We start from the raw sequence: 15486 nt of genomic DNA, 5'->3' as shown, positions 1-15486 counted from the left end.
CGACTCCGGATGGGGCCCGCTTTCAGGCGTCGTAGTCGACCGACACCGCCGGGCTGGTCGGGTGCGACTGGCAGGTGAGGATGTAGCCGGCATCGAGATCGCTGCGCCCGAGGGCGAAGTTGTTGTCCATCTCGACGGTACCGTCGAGCAGCTTGGCCCGGCACGTGCCGCAGGCGCCGCCCATGCATGAATAGGGGGCGGTGCTCCCCGCGCGCAGCGCGGCTTCCAGAATCGTGTCACCGGCGTCGAGGTCGACGGTCCGTTGCGTCCGGGACAGCCCAAAGGTGACAGTTGCGCCCTGGTAATCGCGCGCAGGCACCTCGGTGCGGACGTAACCGGTGAACAACTCCAGATGAATCTGCTCCGGGTCCACGCCGCAATCCAGCAGCGTCCCCCGCGCGCCGGTGGACATCGCGGCGGGGCCGCACAGGAACCATTCGTCCACTGTCTCGGGTCGAAGGCTCGTGGTCAGCCACCCGCCGAGCCTGTCCGCGTCGATGCGGCCACAGAGTTCAGGAGCGTGCAACGGTTCACGGGACAAGACGTGACGGACTTCCAGACGATCGGCATAGCGGGATTCCAGGCGGTCGAGTTCGGCGCGGAACATCGTCGACTGTTTTGTGTGGTTGCCGTAGACGAGAGTGAAGCGACTCTCGGTTTCGATCTCCATCACCGTGGCCAGGATCGACAGCACCGGTGTGATGCCGCTGCCGGCGACCAAGCCCACGTAGTGCTTGCGATGCAACGGATGCAGCGTGGAACTGAAACTGCCACTGGGGGTCATCACCTCCAGGACATCGCCGGCCTTGAGCTGATGGGCCACGAAACCCGAGAACACCCCGCCCGGAATGTGTTTCACCGCGATCCGCAGCTGCGCACGGGTGGCCGGCGCGCAGATCGAGTAGCTCCGGCGCACCCCTTCACCACCGAGTCCGGTGCGCACCGCGACGTGCTGGCCCGGTTCGAAGCGGAACTCGTCCTGGAGGGCCTCGGGTACCGCGAAGGTCACCAATGTGCTGTCGGCAGTGATCGGATCGACCGCCGCCACCGGTATCCGATGGAAGGCCGCGTGCGGAGAACTCGAGTGTGCGGGCATCCGCACCGGCAGCACTCGACCGAGCTTGCCGTTGAGTTGCTTCCATTCCCGGAACTCGTGAGAGCTGAGCTCCTGACCGAACACCGTGGAGATGGCGGCGTTCCGGTCCAAGTAGGCCTGCTCGTTGCGACGCCACGTCTTGGTGTACCGATAGAACGGCACCGACGGATGCAGGTGGTGCACCAGGTGGTAGTTCTGCGACAACATCAACGGCGTGTAGAGCCACTCCATGCCGACGCGCGCTCGGGTCGCGCGGTAACGGTCACTGCGCTGGGTGTCGTCCAGGCCATGATGGGGCATCCAGTCGAACCACCACGCCAAGACGACGACCGCGATCCGTTGCGGGATGAGGAAGACGACGGCCATCGTCCAGAAATGGCCCGACATGATCGCGACGATCAACCCGGCCACCGAAACGGTCACGCACGCCAAGGTTTCGGCGATCTCCGGCTTCGGTCGGCTGCGCAGGCGACGAATCAGGTAGTTGCCGTACCAAACATCGAGCAAGGCCCAGCGGACCGGCAGCTGCCACGCCGGGCCGTGAGAGGCGAACGTATCCGGGTCGTTCTCGTCATCGTTCGAATGCCGATGGTGCTCAATGTGAATGAACCCGAACGACGGAAACGAGATCAGCGGCTGCACGAACACCACAGCCAACCGCCCGATCGCCACGTTGACCCACCGCGCAGAACTGATCGCGTAGTGCACCGCGTCGTGGACAACGGTGAACATCGTGAAGGTCACCACCGCGTTGACCGCGATGGTGACCCACATCGGGACGGCTCCGTACAGATAGGCGACGGTGGACAAGGCGAATGCCACGGCGCTCGCGAGAAACAGCGCAACCGTGGGCCACGCCAACGTGGGTACCTGCTCGCCCGGGTCCGGCAAAGCCACTCGTGCACCGGCTTCGCTGTCGGTCCGATCAGCCACATCAATTGGCGACATTCCACACTCCGTCCGTCCTGGGGTCTTTCTCGGACGATTGGGAGTGCTGTCGCACTTCTACGGCCCTGCGCCCTGCGGGAAACGCTATGGAGTGAATCGACGCGAATGAATGTTCCAACGGGACGCAGATTTGGTATTTTCGGACAGTGGGAGTGACACCGGTCTGGGCGGTGCCGCGGGGCACCGAAGGCGTCCGCATCATGGTGCAGGGCGGCATCGCACATGGGATGACGGCCGCGGAGTGTCTTGCCGGCAGCGGCATCACCGAAGCGGACCTGGACGACGAGAACGCCGAGATCTGGGCACACCAAGAGTTTGACGTCATCCGCAATCTCATTGCGGGACTTGGCGATAGACCGGGCGTAGGCATCGAGGTGGGACTACACTCCACGCTGGGGCGGGCCGGGGTGATCGGTTTCCTGATATTGGCCAGTCCCACCCTGCGGCAGGGGGTGGAGCTGATCCTGCCCTACCTCGCGCTATCCCCGACGCACCTCCGGTTCTCGATCGAAGCTGACGATCAGTACGGGTATCTCGTCGCAGATGACAGCGAATTACCAACGGACGTCAGGGCGTTCATCGTCGAACGGGACCTTGCCGGATTCGTCGCCGCCGTACAGGGCGCACATCTGTCGATGACGCCGCAGTGGGCCGAGACCACGCTCGAGGCCGGTCGTGCCGCGAAACTCGCGGAGTCATGGGAGCTTCCCGCGCAGAAGGTGCGGTCCGGCCAGCGCGCAAACCGCCTCGCGATACGTCACGAATTGCTGGACATGCCATCGCCCCTGGCCGACGCGAACACCGCACGCAAGCTCGAGCAGCAATGTCGGGAACTACTCGCGCGCAGGCTGTCTCGCGTCGGCATCACCGGACAGGTTCGCAGCCGGCTGTTGCACAACCCCGGCGAGCTGCCGGCGATGCAGACAGTTGCCGACGAACTGCACATCGATCCACGGACCTTGCGCCGTCGGCTGGCTGCCGAGGGCACCTCCTACCGCACGCTGCTCGATGAAGTCCGCCACCAGCTGGCCGTCGAGCTGCTCGAGCACGACCTGTCGGTGGAAGAGATCTCGCGACAACTCGGATACGCAGAAACGGCCAACTTCACCCACGCGTTCAAACGCTGGGAAGGTACAGCGCCCAGCTATTTCCGCAGATCGCGGTGGTAGCCAGGCGCTGCGCCCAGGTCACGACAGCGCAGCGGACACCGCGTCGAACGCGCGCAATGTGGAGAACAGCATGTGCGCGTGCTGTGGCAGTGGCCAGCTGGACAGCTTGGCGGCGACCACACCGGCGGACCGGTTGAGGTAGATCATCTGGCCGTGGATACCCAGGCACAGCTGCACGTCATTGCCGGGATACGGGAACCAGACCTGGTTGCGGTACATGCCGCCCGGCATGCGATTGTCGCCAGGGCTGTAGGCGAACGCCTCCCGCGAATCCGGGCCGCCGGCACGGGTATCGGCGACCCAGGACGCGGGCAGTACCTGCTCCCCCAACAGCGAAGCTCCGTCGTTCAGGTACAGCGAACCGAACCGGACCAGGTCCGAAAGGCAGGCACTGATGCCGCCGTCGAACATGCCGGTACCCATCGAATCGACGCCGATGTTGGCGTCGTGGGCGGCACCCATGCGGCTCCACACCAGCTGCGACATCAGCTCGGGCATCCGGATTCCGGCCGCGGCCTCGCACACCCAGCCCAACACGTCGGTCTCACAGGACCGGTACTCGAACGGGCCGCCGTGCGGGGACTTCTGCCGCAGCGTGACCAGGAAGTCGTACATGGTGGCCGGTACCCAGGGCAGCGACCGGGGAGCCCAGCCGATCGCCTGCTCGAGCACCCGCACCTCGGCCGCCGGGTCCAGGTAGTCCTCGGAGAAGGCCACACCCGACCGCATGTCCAGCAGATGGCGCACCGTTGCGCCGTAATAGCCGGAATTGGCCAGTGCCGGAACATAATCGGAAGCCAACGCATCGACGTTGAGCGCGCCGCTGCCCTCCAAAGTCCCGGCCACCGCAGCGACCAGAGTCTTGCTCACCGACATCAGCAGGTGCTTCGTCGCGGGCTGCATGCCACCGCAGTACTGCTCGGCCAGCACCTGGCCACGATGGGTGACCAGCCAGCCGTCCGTTGCCGTAGCGGCCATCACCGCGCCAACAGTCGACGGCAGTCCGTCGGGCAGCGTGACGGCGATGCCGGCGATGTCAGCCGGGGCGGCCGGTAGCTGCGCCACCGGCCCCGCGCCCCGCGAAATCGTTGCGGTGGGCAAAAATTCGGCTACGTGCTGGAACGCCCAGTGCAGCTTCGGCGCCGACTGCCAGTCGTCCAGCGACACTTCGGACGGGGCGCGACCCGGATCGCCACCAAGCACCGCCGCTCCTGTCCCCCATGATTCGCGCCGCCGGCGCCATCGCATCATCATAGGGATTTGACTCCGGACATCGGGGGGGCCGACGCCGGACCGGCCAGCGGAACCCCCGAGTACTGCGCCCGGATCGAGTCGATCAGGTGCCTGGCCCGGATGGTCAACGCGGTGCCGCCCTGCGCGGCATCGCGCTGCAGCCGGCCCTTGGTCACCAGCACCCCCAGATCGGCACCCTTCCAGCGGTAGTCGCCGACCGGATAGATACGCAGGAAGAACGCCTCGGCTTCATCCTGAAGCTGATGCCAGTCCAGTGCCGCCCGCCGGAATACCAGCGTGCCGCTGGCGTCCAGGGCGTAATGACCGGTGGCCGGCGTGCTGACCAGCTGTTCCACAGTGTCGCCGGTCTCCTTGATCACCATCTGGCTCCACACATCGGCCCCGGCCAGCTGCTCCCAGCGGTCATTGATCTCATCGACGTCCAGCTCGAAGTCGACGTCCATGTACTCCAACAGATGGAACAGGAACAGCGGCACATCGGCATAGGCGCCCGCGGTCACATTGGTGATCGACGTGGCGCCGCTGATCCGAGGATTCAGTTCGCCCAGATACACCTCACCGTCGTCGGTATCCACCAGAACGTCCACCTCGAAGTAGCCGCGATAACCTTCGGCGGCCAGCCGATCACCCAGACGGCGCACCAACTGGGTCGCCTTGGCCCGGCGTTCGGCCGACAACACGTCGGGGAACATCTCGTTGCCGCACCAGCCTCCGCGGTACGGCGTCAGCTCGTCGTAACCGGTGAGCTCGCTCATGAACGGGCCGACCACGGTGCCACACCTGGTGAGCACGGCCTCCACTGCGACAGGCCGGTTGTTGATCCGCCGCATCACCTTGATGTCCTGGCCGACGATGTCGTCGGCGTGCTTGCGCCAGTCGGCCTCCGAGGAGATGAAGAACGTGGTCTTGCCCGAGTCGCCGTAGGGCGTCTGCACCACGAGTTCGCTTCCCAGCCCGGCCTTTTCGGCCGTCACAGTCAGCTGGTCCCAGTCATCGACATTGGTCAGCACGTTGGGCACGCTCGGCGCGCCGGCCTCGTCGCCCAGCCGAGTGGTGACGATCTTGGAGTCCAGGTGCTCGCGCAGCTGGGCCGGCGGCAGAATCAGGTCGTAACCCAGCTCTGCGCAGATGGCCTCGGTTTCGGCGTCGAAGAACACCATCGCCACCTTGGGTCGCACACCGGGTGTCAGGCCGCGCTGCATGTGTGCCCGGACCTCGGGGTTGCGCAGCAGCCAGTTGTTGATCTCCTCGCCGCTGGCGAACTCCTGATACGGCTTGTGGCTGGGGGTGAAGACGTGCGGATGCATACCGTCCCACGCGTCGTAATAGGCGATGAACGTGAACCGGCGCACCCAGCGATCCAGGCCCAGCAGATTGAACGGGGTCGCCCCGACGAAGTACACCGGAACATCGTTGGTGCGGAAGAAGTGCCGCACCTCGGACATGTTGCGCAGCAGCCGGCGCTTGCCCGCGGCTGACGGCGACGAGGCGAATCCGGCGTCAGTGCCGACACTGACTTCCGGTGCGGCCGAAACGATCTCGACGGCATCCGGATTCGGATCCGCGGCGGGCGCCGGCGCCTTGGTCGCTCGCCTGGTGCGTGGCGCGGCGGCCTTGGCCCCGGCCGTGCGCGTCGTGGTGCGGCGGGTCGATTCGGTCACTGTTCACCCCTTGTTGTTTCGGTATCAACGATGCCAAGTGTGGGTGGGTGCGGCCACGGCGAACAGTAGACAAAATGGCGTCAACCCCGCACTCGGCATCGACATGACGTCTATGGTTGGCGAGTGTCGGCATGGTCGAGAATCACCAGCAGACCCGAAGGAGCAATCGATGATCGACATCACCTATCGACTGGCGCAGAAGCGCAACATCGTCACTGCCCTGCCAGGCCCACGCTCGGTCGATCTGACCGCGCGGCGGCAGGCCGCAGTGGCCGGCGGCGTCAGCTCGTCCGTACCGATCTACGCGGTAGACGCCGACGGTGGCGTCGTGGTGGATGTTGACGGCAACTCCCTGATCGACCTCGGCTCCGGTATCGCGGTCACCAGTGTCGGCGCCTCGCATCCGGCCGTTGCCGCCGCTGTGGCACAGCAGGCCTCCCACTTCACCCACACCTGTTTCATGATCACGCCGTACGAGAGCTACGTGGCGCTGGCCGAGCGGCTCAACGCACTGACCCCGGGCGACCACGACAAGCGCACCGCGTTCTTCAACTCAGGTTCCGAGGCTGTGGAGAACGCGGTCAAGGTGGCCCGGCTGGCCACCGGCCGTCAGGCGGTGGTCGCGTTCGATCACGCTTATCACGGCCGCACCAACATGACGATGGCACTGACCGCCAAGGCCATGCCGTACAAGTCGCAGTTCGGCCCGTTCGCACCGGAGATCTACCGGATGCCGGCGTCCTACCCGTACCGCGACGGTCTGACCGGAGAAGCGGCCGCGCAGGCCGCGATCAGCCGGATCGAGACCCAGATCGGCGCCGCATCAGTCGCGGCGGTGATCATCGAACCGGTGCAGGGCGAGGGCGGATTCATCGTTCCTGCGCCGGGATTCCTTGCCACCGTTGTCAATTGGTGTAAGGCCAACGGCGTGGTGTTCATCGCCGACGAAGTGCAGACCGGCTTCGCCCGCACCGGGGCCTGGTTCGCCTCTGAGCACGAGGGCATCGTCCCGGACATCATCACGATGGCCAAGGGCATTGCCGGCGGCATGCCGCTGGCCGCCATCACCGGCCGCGCCGACCTGCTCGATGCTGTTCACCCCGGTGGCCTCGGCGGCACCTACGGCGGCAACCCGGTGGCCTGCGCCGCGGCCTTGGCCACCCTGGACGCCATGACCCAGATGGATCTACCCGCGCGGGCTCGCGCCATCGAGGCTGCGGTACTGCCCCGATTGCAGGCGCTGGCGGACACCGGCGTGATCGGCGATGTGCGTGGACGTGGCGGCATGCTGGCCGTCGAGATCGTCAAATCCGGCACTGCCGAACCCGATCCGGTACTCACCAAAGCCATTGCGGCCGAGGCATTCAACCGCGGGGTGATCGTGCTGACCTGCGGCACATACGGCAACATCATCCGCCTGCTACCGCCACTGGTGATCAGCGACGAACTGCTCGATGAGGGCATCTCGATCTTGGCAGACATCGTGCGCGAGATGGCGGCAGCCCGATGACCGACCGCGTCAGCCTTCTGGAGTCCATGCCCACCGAGCTGTGGCTCGGCGGCAAGCAGGTGCCCGCATCCACCGGAGCACGATTCGCCGTTCACGACCCCGCCACCGACGCCGTGCTGATCCAGGTTGCCGATGCCTCGGCCGCCGACGGTGCCCGCGCACTGGACGAAGCCGTGGCCGCGCAGGGCTCATGGGCCGCCACCACGTCCCGCGAGCGCGCCGAGATCCTTCGGCGCGCATGGGAACTCGTCATGGAACGCCGCGACGACTTCGCCCTCACCATGACCCTGGAGATGGGCAAGCCGTTGGCCGAGGCTCAAGGCGAGGTGAACTACGGCGGTGAGTTCCTGCGCTGGTTCTCCGAGGAGGCGGTGCGGATCAACGGGCGGTACACCCCGTCCCCCACCGGCGCCGGCCGCATCCTGGTGACCAAGCAGCCGGTGGGTCCGACACTCGCGATCACCCCGTGGAACTTCCCGCTGGCCATGGGCACCCGCAAGATCGGCCCCGCGCTGGCGGCCGGGTGCACCATGATCGTCAAGCCCGCGGCCGAGACTCCCCTGACCATGCTGCTGCTGGGCCAGGTCTTCGCCGATGCCGGACTGCCGGCGGGCGTGCTGTCCATCCTGCCGACCACCGACGCCGCCGGCCTGACCGGCCCGCTGCTGGCGGACCCCCGGATGCGCAAACTGACCTTCACCGGCTCTACCGGTGTGGGCCGAAAGCTGTTGGCGCAGTCCGCTGATCGGGTGTTGCGCACCTCGATGGAACTCGGCGGCAATGCACCGTTCGTGGTATTCGACGACGCCGATCTGGACTCCGCGGTCGACGGTGCGATGGCGGCGAAGATGCGCAACATGGGTGAGGCCTGCACCGCCGCCAACCGCATCCACGTCGACAACTCGGTGCGTGCCGAGTTCACCAAGAAGCTCACCGCACGCATGGCAGCGTTGCGGGTCGGCCCGGGCGATCAGCCCGGCAGTCAGGTCGGTCCGTTGATCACCGCCAAACAGCGCGCCACGGTCGATGAACTGGTACGCGACGCGGTCGACAAGGGCGCCGATACCGCCACCGGTGGCGGGCCCGTCGACGGCGAAGGCTTCTTCTACCAGCCGACGGTGCTCGACGGTGTCTCGACCGACGCGCGCATCCTGCGCGAAGAGGTCTTCGGTCCGGTCGCCGCGATCATCGGATTCGACGGCGAGCAGGCCGGCATCGATGCCGCGAACAACACCGAATATGGCTTGGCTGCCTACATTTACACCCAAGGTCTGGACCGCGCGCTGCGCGTTGCCGAAGCGATCGAGGCCGGCATGGTGGGTGTCAACCGCGGCGTCATCTCAGACGTGGCGGCGCCGTTCGGCGGGGTGAAGGAATCGGGCATCGGCCGCGAGGCCGGATCTGAGGGTATCGAGGAATACCTCGAGACCAAATACATCGCGCTGCAATAAATTTCCCTCGCTGTCCCCTTCAACTCTCCTACCCCAAAATCGACCGGAGTAGTTCTCCCCATGCAGAAATCTTCTGCCCGTGTGTCTTTCGACACCGACGGGCTCAATACCCGCGCCCGCATACAGTGGCCCGGGCACCCGCCGCTGCTGGCCGACGTCTGCGCGATGTTCGAGCACTTCGGCCTACGCGTGGCCTCCTACCATCAATCCGGCGACGCCGGGCACTGCTATGAATTCGGCGACCTCTCCCTACCGGATTCGACGCTCGGACTGGTCGACCAGGCCTGCGAGGCCGCCATCGCCGGACGCTGGCAGGTCGACCGGTACGCCATGCTCATCGCATCGGCCGGAATCGACTGGCGCCGAGCAGTTCTCATCCGAGCGGCCTGCCGGTTCATTCGGCAGACCGGGCTCGGATTCTCCGATGACTACATCGTCGATTCACTCGTGAGCGCACCCGATTTCGTCAACGCACTACTGACCCTGTTCGAGGCGCGATTGGACCCCGTCGGCACCGGATCAGCCGATCCGGCGGACCGTGAGGTAGCGGGACTCGTGGACGCCGCCGCCTCACTCGATGACGACCGCATCCGGCGCGCACTGCATGCCTTTGTGCGGGCGACACTGCGTACCAACTGGTTTCAGCTCGGAGCCGACGGAAATCCCAAGAACTACGTGTCGTTCAAGATCGACTCGTCAAAGCTGTCCATCACCGGCCCCGTGGTCCCGTACCGCGAGATCTTCGTGCACTCCGACACCGTGGAGGGCGTACACCTGCGCAGCGGAGCCATCGCCCGCGGCGGGTTGCGCTGGTCCAACCGCGCCGAAGACTTCCGTACCGAGGTGCTCGGCCTGATGAAGACCCAGGCCGTCAAGAACGCACCCATCGTGCCCACCGGCGCCAAGGGCGCGTTCGTCCTGCGCCGCGACGGCGTCGATCCCGCCGACGGCTACCGCACCTTCATCCGTGGCCTGCTCGACGTCACCGACAACATCGTCGACGGTACCGTCCGCCACCCGGCGCACACCGTGTGCCCCGACGGCGAGGACCCGTACCTGGTGGTCGCCGCAGACAAGGGCACAGCCACCTTCTCCGATCTGGCCAATTCCATTGCCGCCGAATACGATTTCTGGCTCGGCGATGCTTTCGCCTCGGGCGGTTCGGCCGGCTACGACCACAAGGCCATGGGCATCACGGCCCGCGGCGCGTGGCTGTCGGTGTGCCGTCACCTCGCTGAGGCAGGTCATGACATCGACGTCGACCCGTTCACGGTAGCCGGTATCGGCGACATGTCCGGCGACGTATTCGGCAACGGAATGCTGCTGTCCCGCAACATAAAACTGGTCGCCGCCTTCGACCATCGGCACATCTTCCTCGACCCCGATCCGGACCCGCAGGTGTCGTTCGGCGAGCGCGCCCGGCTGTTCGCCCTGCCCAAGTCGAGCTGGCAGGACTACAACTCGACGCTGATCTCGACGGGTGGCGGGGTGTGGCCGCGGACCGCCAAATCGATACCACTTTCGCCACAGGCCCGGACTGCGCTGGGCTTCGAGGCAGCCGCATGCACGCCCGACCAGCTGATCGCCGCGGTGCTGCGCGCACCGGTCGACCTGCTGTGGAACGGTGGCGTCGGAACCTACGTGCGCGCAGACCACGAGACCGATTCCGAGGCCCAGGACAAGGCCAACGACCGGGTTCGGATCGCCGCATCGCAGTTGCGCTGCAAGGTGATCGGCGAAGGCGGCAATCTCGGCTTGACCCAGCAGGCGCGGATCGCGTTCGCCCTGCGCGGCGGCCGCATCAACACCGACTTCATCGACAACGCGGCCGGGGTGGCAACCTCGGATCTCGAGGTGAACCTCAAGATAGCGCTGGATGCCGGCAGCCTCGGGACCGAGCACCGCAATGCGTTGCTCGCCGCCGCGACCGACGACATCGCGTCCCGGGTGCTGGCCGACAATGCCGATCAGATCCTGGCGATCAGCATGGCCGCTGCCGAAGCCGGCTCGCTGCTGGACCGTCACGTAAGGCTGATCGGCAACCTGCAGGACGAGGCCGGTGTCGACCCTGATGTCGAGGGGCTGCCGTCGGAGCAGGAGCTGGACCGCCGTCGTGCGATCGGACTGGGCCTGACCCGGCCCGAAATCGCCGTATTGCTGGCCCAATCCAAGAACCTGGTGTCCCAGGAATTGTTGGCCTCGCAGATCCCGGACCACGAACTGTTCGTCCACCGGCTCGGGGAATACTTCCCCACCGCCGTCGCCGCGCAGGCCCGGGCCGAAATCGACCGTCATCCGCTCCGCCGCGAGATCGTTGCGACGTCGGTCGCCGGTGAACTGATCAATCGGGTCGGTCCCGGCACCATCTACCGCATGCAGCAGCGACTGTCGGTCAGCACGTCCGAGGTGGCGTTGGCCTACGCGACGGTACGCAACGTCCTCGATCTGGACGCACTGTGGTCCCGGGTGCTGACCGGCAAAACCGATGAGGGTCAACGCATCCAGGCTCTGCTGGAAATCCGCGAGCTGCTCGAACACCTGACTTCATGGGTGTTGCGCAACGGAGCAGGCAACCACGACGAGGTGGGCGCTGCAATCAATCGGCTGATGACCTCGACGAGGTAACCAGGGACGGGACGTCAGCCGCCCAAGCGGGCATCCCGTCCATTGACCTTGCATCGACGTTGTTGTGCACTCGGGTATCTCCTGCGTGAGCGCAAGATCAACGGCGGGGGCACTCCATCGGCTAGCTGATAGCCGAGGGTTGATGCTGGGTGATGCAGTGAATGCCACCACCTCGCTCGAACAGCGGGCGGGCGTCGACGCTGACCACCCGGCGGCCCGGGTACTGCTCGGCGAGAATCGCCGCCGCGGCGGCATCCCGCGGATCGCCGAAGGCACAGGCGATCACGCCGCCATTGACCACGAGATGATTGATATAGCTGTAATCGACGTACCCCTCGGCATCGGTCAGCAGGTCCGGCGCGGGCAGTTCGACAATCTCCCAGGACCGTCCGGCGGCATCATGAGTCTCGGCAAGCGATTCGCGGATTTCCTTGCACACCAAGTGATCCGGGTGACTGTCGGCACGCTGAGAATGCAGCAGCAGCCGGCCCGGTGAGGTTATCGCCGCCACGATGTCGACATGGCCACGAGTACCGAAGCGTTGTGCATCGCGCGTCAGACCGCGCGGCAACCAGACTGCGTGGCCGGCACCGATGGTGCGGGCCAGCTCGGCCTCGATATCGGCCTTGGTCGCTCCCGGGTTGCGGCCAGGGTCCAGCTGTACGGTCTCGGTGACCAGAACGGTGCCCAGCCCGTCGACTTGGATACCGCCGCCCTCGTTGACGAGGTTCGAGCTGAGCACCGGAACTCCGGACCAGTTACCAACTGCTGCACCGATTTTCGAGTCACGATCCCACTGCGCCCAGTCCTGGGCACCCCAGCCGTTGAATACCCAGTCCACGGCAGCCACCGACCCGTCGTCGGCGTGCACGAAGGTCGGACCGATATCGCGCATCCAGGCATCGTTGAGCGGTGCCTCGACGATCTCGACATCAGCGGACAGGTAACGCCGGGCAGCCGCCAGTTCAGCGGGATCCACCACCATGGTGACCGGCTCGAATTCACCCACCGCGTGCGCCACCGCCGCCCATGTCGAGCGGGCTTCGTGGGCTTCGGTTTCGGTGTCCCCCAACGAGTAGCCCTCGGAGGGGAACGCCATCCACACTCGATCCTGCGGCGCGCTCTCCGCCGGCATCAGGTACGTGGTCACTTCACCACCGCCGTGGCCTCGTGGCCGGCCCCGTACGGGTGGTCGACATCAACTGGACGGTTCAGCGCGGCGTAGCTCTCGGGCCTCCGGGTGAGCAGGAACGGGAACAACTCCAGCCAGTCACGGCGCTGGTCGAGGTCCAGGTCGGCGACCAGCACCGCCTCCTCGTCGCGCGGGGCCTGCACCAGCACCCGGCCATACGGATCGGAGATGAACGAGGAGCCGTAGAAGGTGACCGTGCCCTCGTCGCCGATCCGGTTGGGCACCACCATGAACAGCCCGCTGTTGATGCCGTTGGCCACGATGACCTGCTGCCACAGCGGCTGGGTGTCGAATGCCGGGAAGACCGGTTCGGACCCGATGGCCGTCGGGTAGACCACGATCTCTGCGCCGCCGAGCGAGTAGTTGCGGGCGACCTCGGGGAACCATTCGTCCCAGCAGGTCGGCAAGCCCACGCGGGCCCCGAGCCCATCCGGGTAGTAGACCGGGTACGGGTCACCATCGGCGGGACCCGCCCGGAAGTAGGTGTCTTCGTAGTAGCCGGCCGAGATCGGGATATGCATCTTGCGGGTACGGCCCACCAATTCACCCGACGGTGCCACCAGGATTGCCGTGTTGAATCCCAAACCATCTGCGGCCGAGGACTTTTCATACAGCGAGGCGTGGACGAATATACCGTTGGCCCGAGCGGCCTCGGCAGCCAGAGCGAAGGTGGGCCCGCCGGTCAGGTCTTCCGCGGTATCTCCCGGGTTCGGTCCGGCCGGGGTGTCGGCCGGATACCGGAGCAGGGTGATCTCCGGCAGGCAGACCAGAGTGGCGCCGGCACCGGCAGCGCGGTCGATACCGTCGCGCAACACCGCGGCCAACTCGACGGCGTCGGAACGCCACCGGTGTTGCACCAGGCCAACCCGCAGCGGAGGACGGCTCGACTCGGTGCTGCGCGACAGCGGCTCGGGTGCGGTGGCGGTCAGGGTGATCATCAACGAGCTCCTAAAACGAATGACGTTCGTTTTATTGTGAACCCAATTACTCCTGTCTGTAAAGGGGTAGTAGAAAGATTCCATGGGACGCCCGCCAGTGCCGCTGCTATCCACGGATCGCATAGCCAGCGCAGCAATGGATCTGGTCAACAGGACCGGCGGGTTCACCGTCCCGGAACTGGCCCGGGTGCTGAAGGTCCGTCCGTCGTCGCTGTACAACCACGTCGCCGGACGTGAGCAGATCATCGAGCTGCTACGCGAACGGGCGATGTCCGAAGTGGCACTGCCCGCCGATGATCCACGCCGTCCGTGGACCGACGTGGTCGCCGACATCATGCGGTCCTACCGACAGAGCTACGCGCGATATCCGCGGCTTATCCCGCTGCTGACCGCGCACGCCGTCAACAGCGACCACGCCTTCACGATGTACAACATCCTGGCGGTCACCTTCGGCCGCGCCGGGTTCGATCCGGCCGATACGCTGCGCGCCATCACCCTGGTCGACTCGTTCGTACTGGGCTCTGCACTCGACGTCGCCGCACCGGACGAGCCGTGGCAGACGGGCACCGAGGCCGGCCCCGAACTGACCGCGGCGCTGGCCACCGGCAGTGCGAAGCCCGAGCGCGCCGACGATGCCTTCGAATTCGGCGTCGCGGTACTGCTACGCGGATTGGTGGCGCTCAGCGCTGGGGCCGGTCCGCACCCTTGATGCCACGCACATAGATGGCGTTGGTGAACGGGGAATCTTCGCTCGGCACCGACCGCACACCCGCTTCGGCGAACATCTCCGGCGTCGTGGTGAAGACGGTCTGCCAACCCGCCCGGTTCAGATATCCGGCCAGCCCTTCGTCTTGCCCGGGGTAGGCCAGATCCGAGATGTCCAGATCAAAACCGTGGTCCTGCCAGCTGTCAGTCACCTGATGCATCTGGGTCTGTACACGGTCGGCATCGGACCGGTCTCCGGTCGGCGCGTTTCCCGCAAACCAGCTTCCGACGGCGCTCAGTTCCCCGATCTGGTCCAGTAGCCCTCCCTGCGCCGCCGGTGGCAAGTAGCGCAACAGGCCCTCGACCAGCCAGGCCGTGCGGTCAGATTCGGCAAAACCCTGCTGCCGCAATGCGGTCGGCCAGTCCTGCCGCAGATCCACGGCGACCGCCCGGCGCTCGGCGGTCGGCTCGGCCCCCAACTCGGCAAGGGTCCGATTCTTGAACTCGACGACCTGCGGCTGATCGATCTCGAAGACCGTGGTGCCCGCCGGCCACGGCAACCGGTACGCCCGGGAGTCCAGGCCCGACGCCAGGATCACCACCTGACGCACACCGGCTGCCATCGCATCGGCGAAATAGCGGTCGAAGTACCAGGTGCGCGCCGCCATCCAGTCGGCCATCTGCCGCAGGTTCGCCACCGTCTCTGGATCGGCGTCGTCCAGTTCGCCCGAGGCCCAACGCTTGAAGAAGTCCACACCCACCGCGCGGACCAGCGGTTCGGCGAACGGATCGTTGATCAATGGCGCCGGTTCGCGGCTGGCCATGGCCCGGGCGGCAGCGACCATGGTGGCAGTGGCCCCGACGCTGGAGGCCAGGTCCCAGGTGTCGTCATCGGTTCGAGTCATGATCGCCCTCTCGGTCGGGCCCTCGACGCCAC

At 66.1% G+C, this 15486-nt stretch carries 11 protein-coding genes; 5 read left to right on the top strand and 6 right to left on the bottom strand.

Annotation, left to right across the window (positions count from 1 at the left end):
* Positions 1-22: 22 nt before the first annotated feature.
* Complete coding sequence (locus tag ABIA30_RS26260) at positions 23-2044, bottom strand: fatty acid desaturase (RefSeq protein WP_370070937.1); 2022 nt, start codon at positions 2042-2044, stop codon at positions 23-25.
* A gap of 146 nt (positions 2045-2190) precedes the next feature.
* Between ABIA30_RS26260 and ABIA30_RS26255 the strand changes: the two genes are divergently transcribed.
* Entirely contained in the window at positions 2191-3213 is a 1023-nt protein-coding gene (locus ABIA30_RS26255; protein WP_370070935.1) for an AraC family transcriptional regulator ligand-binding domain-containing protein, read from the top strand.
* Between the two features lie 18 nt (positions 3214-3231).
* On the opposite strand, the gene ABIA30_RS26250 is transcribed toward ABIA30_RS26255, so the two are convergent.
* Positions 3232-4416 carry a serine hydrolase domain-containing protein gene (locus ABIA30_RS26250; RefSeq protein WP_370070933.1) on the bottom strand — a complete coding sequence of 395 codons (1185 nt, stop codon included), beginning with the start codon at positions 4414-4416 and terminating at the stop codon, positions 3232-3234.
* A gap of 47 nt (positions 4417-4463) precedes the next feature.
* On the bottom strand, positions 4464-6128 hold the full coding sequence (locus ABIA30_RS26245; RefSeq protein ID WP_370070931.1) for a biotin carboxylase: 1665 nt from the start codon (positions 6126-6128) through the stop codon (positions 4464-4466).
* 169 nt (positions 6129-6297) lie between these two features.
* Between ABIA30_RS26245 and gabT the strand changes: the two genes are divergently transcribed.
* From gabT to ABIA30_RS26230, 3 genes are read left to right on the top strand one after another with little or no spacing between them, the layout of a single operon-like run.
* Positions 6298-7638 (top strand): 4-aminobutyrate--2-oxoglutarate transaminase, encoded by a 1341-nt coding sequence (gene gabT, locus ABIA30_RS26240; protein ID WP_370070929.1) that lies wholly within the window; start codon positions 6298-6300, stop codon positions 7636-7638.
* On the top strand, positions 7635-9089 hold the full coding sequence (locus ABIA30_RS26235; RefSeq protein ID WP_370070927.1) for an NAD-dependent succinate-semialdehyde dehydrogenase: 1455 nt from the start codon (positions 7635-7637) through the stop codon (positions 9087-9089). The genes gabT and ABIA30_RS26235 overlap by 4 nt, the downstream gene beginning before the upstream one ends.
* 60 nt (positions 9090-9149) lie before the next feature.
* Positions 9150-11714, top strand: coding sequence for an NAD-glutamate dehydrogenase domain-containing protein (locus ABIA30_RS26230; protein WP_370070925.1), 2565 nt, complete (start codon positions 9150-9152; stop codon positions 11712-11714).
* Positions 11715-11835: 121 nt separating this feature from the next.
* On the opposite strand, the gene ABIA30_RS26225 is transcribed toward ABIA30_RS26230, so the two are convergent.
* Positions 11836-12849, bottom strand: a complete 1014-nt coding sequence (locus tag ABIA30_RS26225; RefSeq protein ID WP_370071023.1) for an agmatine/peptidylarginine deiminase — start codon at positions 12847-12849, stop codon at positions 11836-11838.
* A gap of 11 nt (positions 12850-12860) precedes the next feature.
* The gene (locus tag ABIA30_RS26220; protein WP_370070923.1) at positions 12861-13844 is read right to left on the bottom strand and encodes a nitrilase-related carbon-nitrogen hydrolase; all 984 of its coding nucleotides are present in this window, start codon (positions 13842-13844) and stop codon (positions 12861-12863) included.
* An 82-nt stretch (positions 13845-13926) separates the two neighbouring features.
* On the opposite strand from ABIA30_RS26220, the gene ABIA30_RS26215 reads away from it, so the two are divergent.
* Positions 13927-14553 carry a TetR/AcrR family transcriptional regulator C-terminal domain-containing protein gene (locus ABIA30_RS26215; protein WP_370070921.1) on the top strand — a complete coding sequence of 209 codons (627 nt, stop codon included), beginning with the start codon at positions 13927-13929 and terminating at the stop codon, positions 14551-14553.
* On the opposite strand, the gene ABIA30_RS26210 is transcribed toward ABIA30_RS26215, so the two are convergent.
* Positions 14525-15454: a class I SAM-dependent methyltransferase gene (locus tag ABIA30_RS26210; RefSeq protein ID WP_370070919.1), complete on the bottom strand. Its 930-nt coding sequence runs from the start codon at positions 15452-15454 to the stop codon at positions 14525-14527. The genes ABIA30_RS26215 and ABIA30_RS26210 overlap by 29 nt on opposite strands.
* Between the last annotated feature and the right edge of the window lie 32 nt (positions 15455-15486).

The sequence above is a fragment of the Mycobacterium sp. MAA66 genome (genome assembly GCF_041261665.1).
Taxonomy (GTDB): domain Bacteria; phylum Actinomycetota; class Actinomycetes; order Mycobacteriales; family Mycobacteriaceae; genus Mycobacterium.
The sequence above is the reverse complement of the archived record's forward strand: the minus strand, read 5'-3'. Positions and strand labels throughout refer to the sequence as shown.

Coding starts and splice junctions, on each gene's coding strand:
- gabT (WP_370070929.1), top strand. CDS start 6,298: ATGATCGACATCACCTATCGACTGGCGCAGAAGCGCAACATCGTCACT.
- ABIA30_RS26230 (WP_370070925.1), top strand. CDS start 9,150: ATGCAGAAATCTTCTGCCCGTGTGTCTTTCGACACCGACGGGCTCAAT.
- ABIA30_RS26210 (WP_370070919.1), bottom strand. CDS start 15,454: ATGACTCGAACCGATGACGACACCTGGGACCTGGCCTCCAGCGTCGGG.
- ABIA30_RS26235 (WP_370070927.1), top strand. CDS start 7,635: ATGACCGACCGCGTCAGCCTTCTGGAGTCCATGCCCACCGAGCTGTGG.
- ABIA30_RS26260 (WP_370070937.1), bottom strand. CDS start 2,044: ATGTCGCCAATTGATGTGGCTGATCGGACCGACAGCGAAGCCGGTGCA.
- ABIA30_RS26220 (WP_370070923.1), bottom strand. CDS start 13,844: ATGATCACCCTGACCGCCACCGCACCCGAGCCGCTGTCGCGCAGCACC.
- ABIA30_RS26215 (WP_370070921.1), top strand. CDS start 13,927: ATGGGACGCCCGCCAGTGCCGCTGCTATCCACGGATCGCATAGCCAGC.
- ABIA30_RS26225 (WP_370071023.1), bottom strand. CDS start 12,849: ATGCCGGCGGAGAGCGCGCCGCAGGATCGAGTGTGGATGGCGTTCCCC.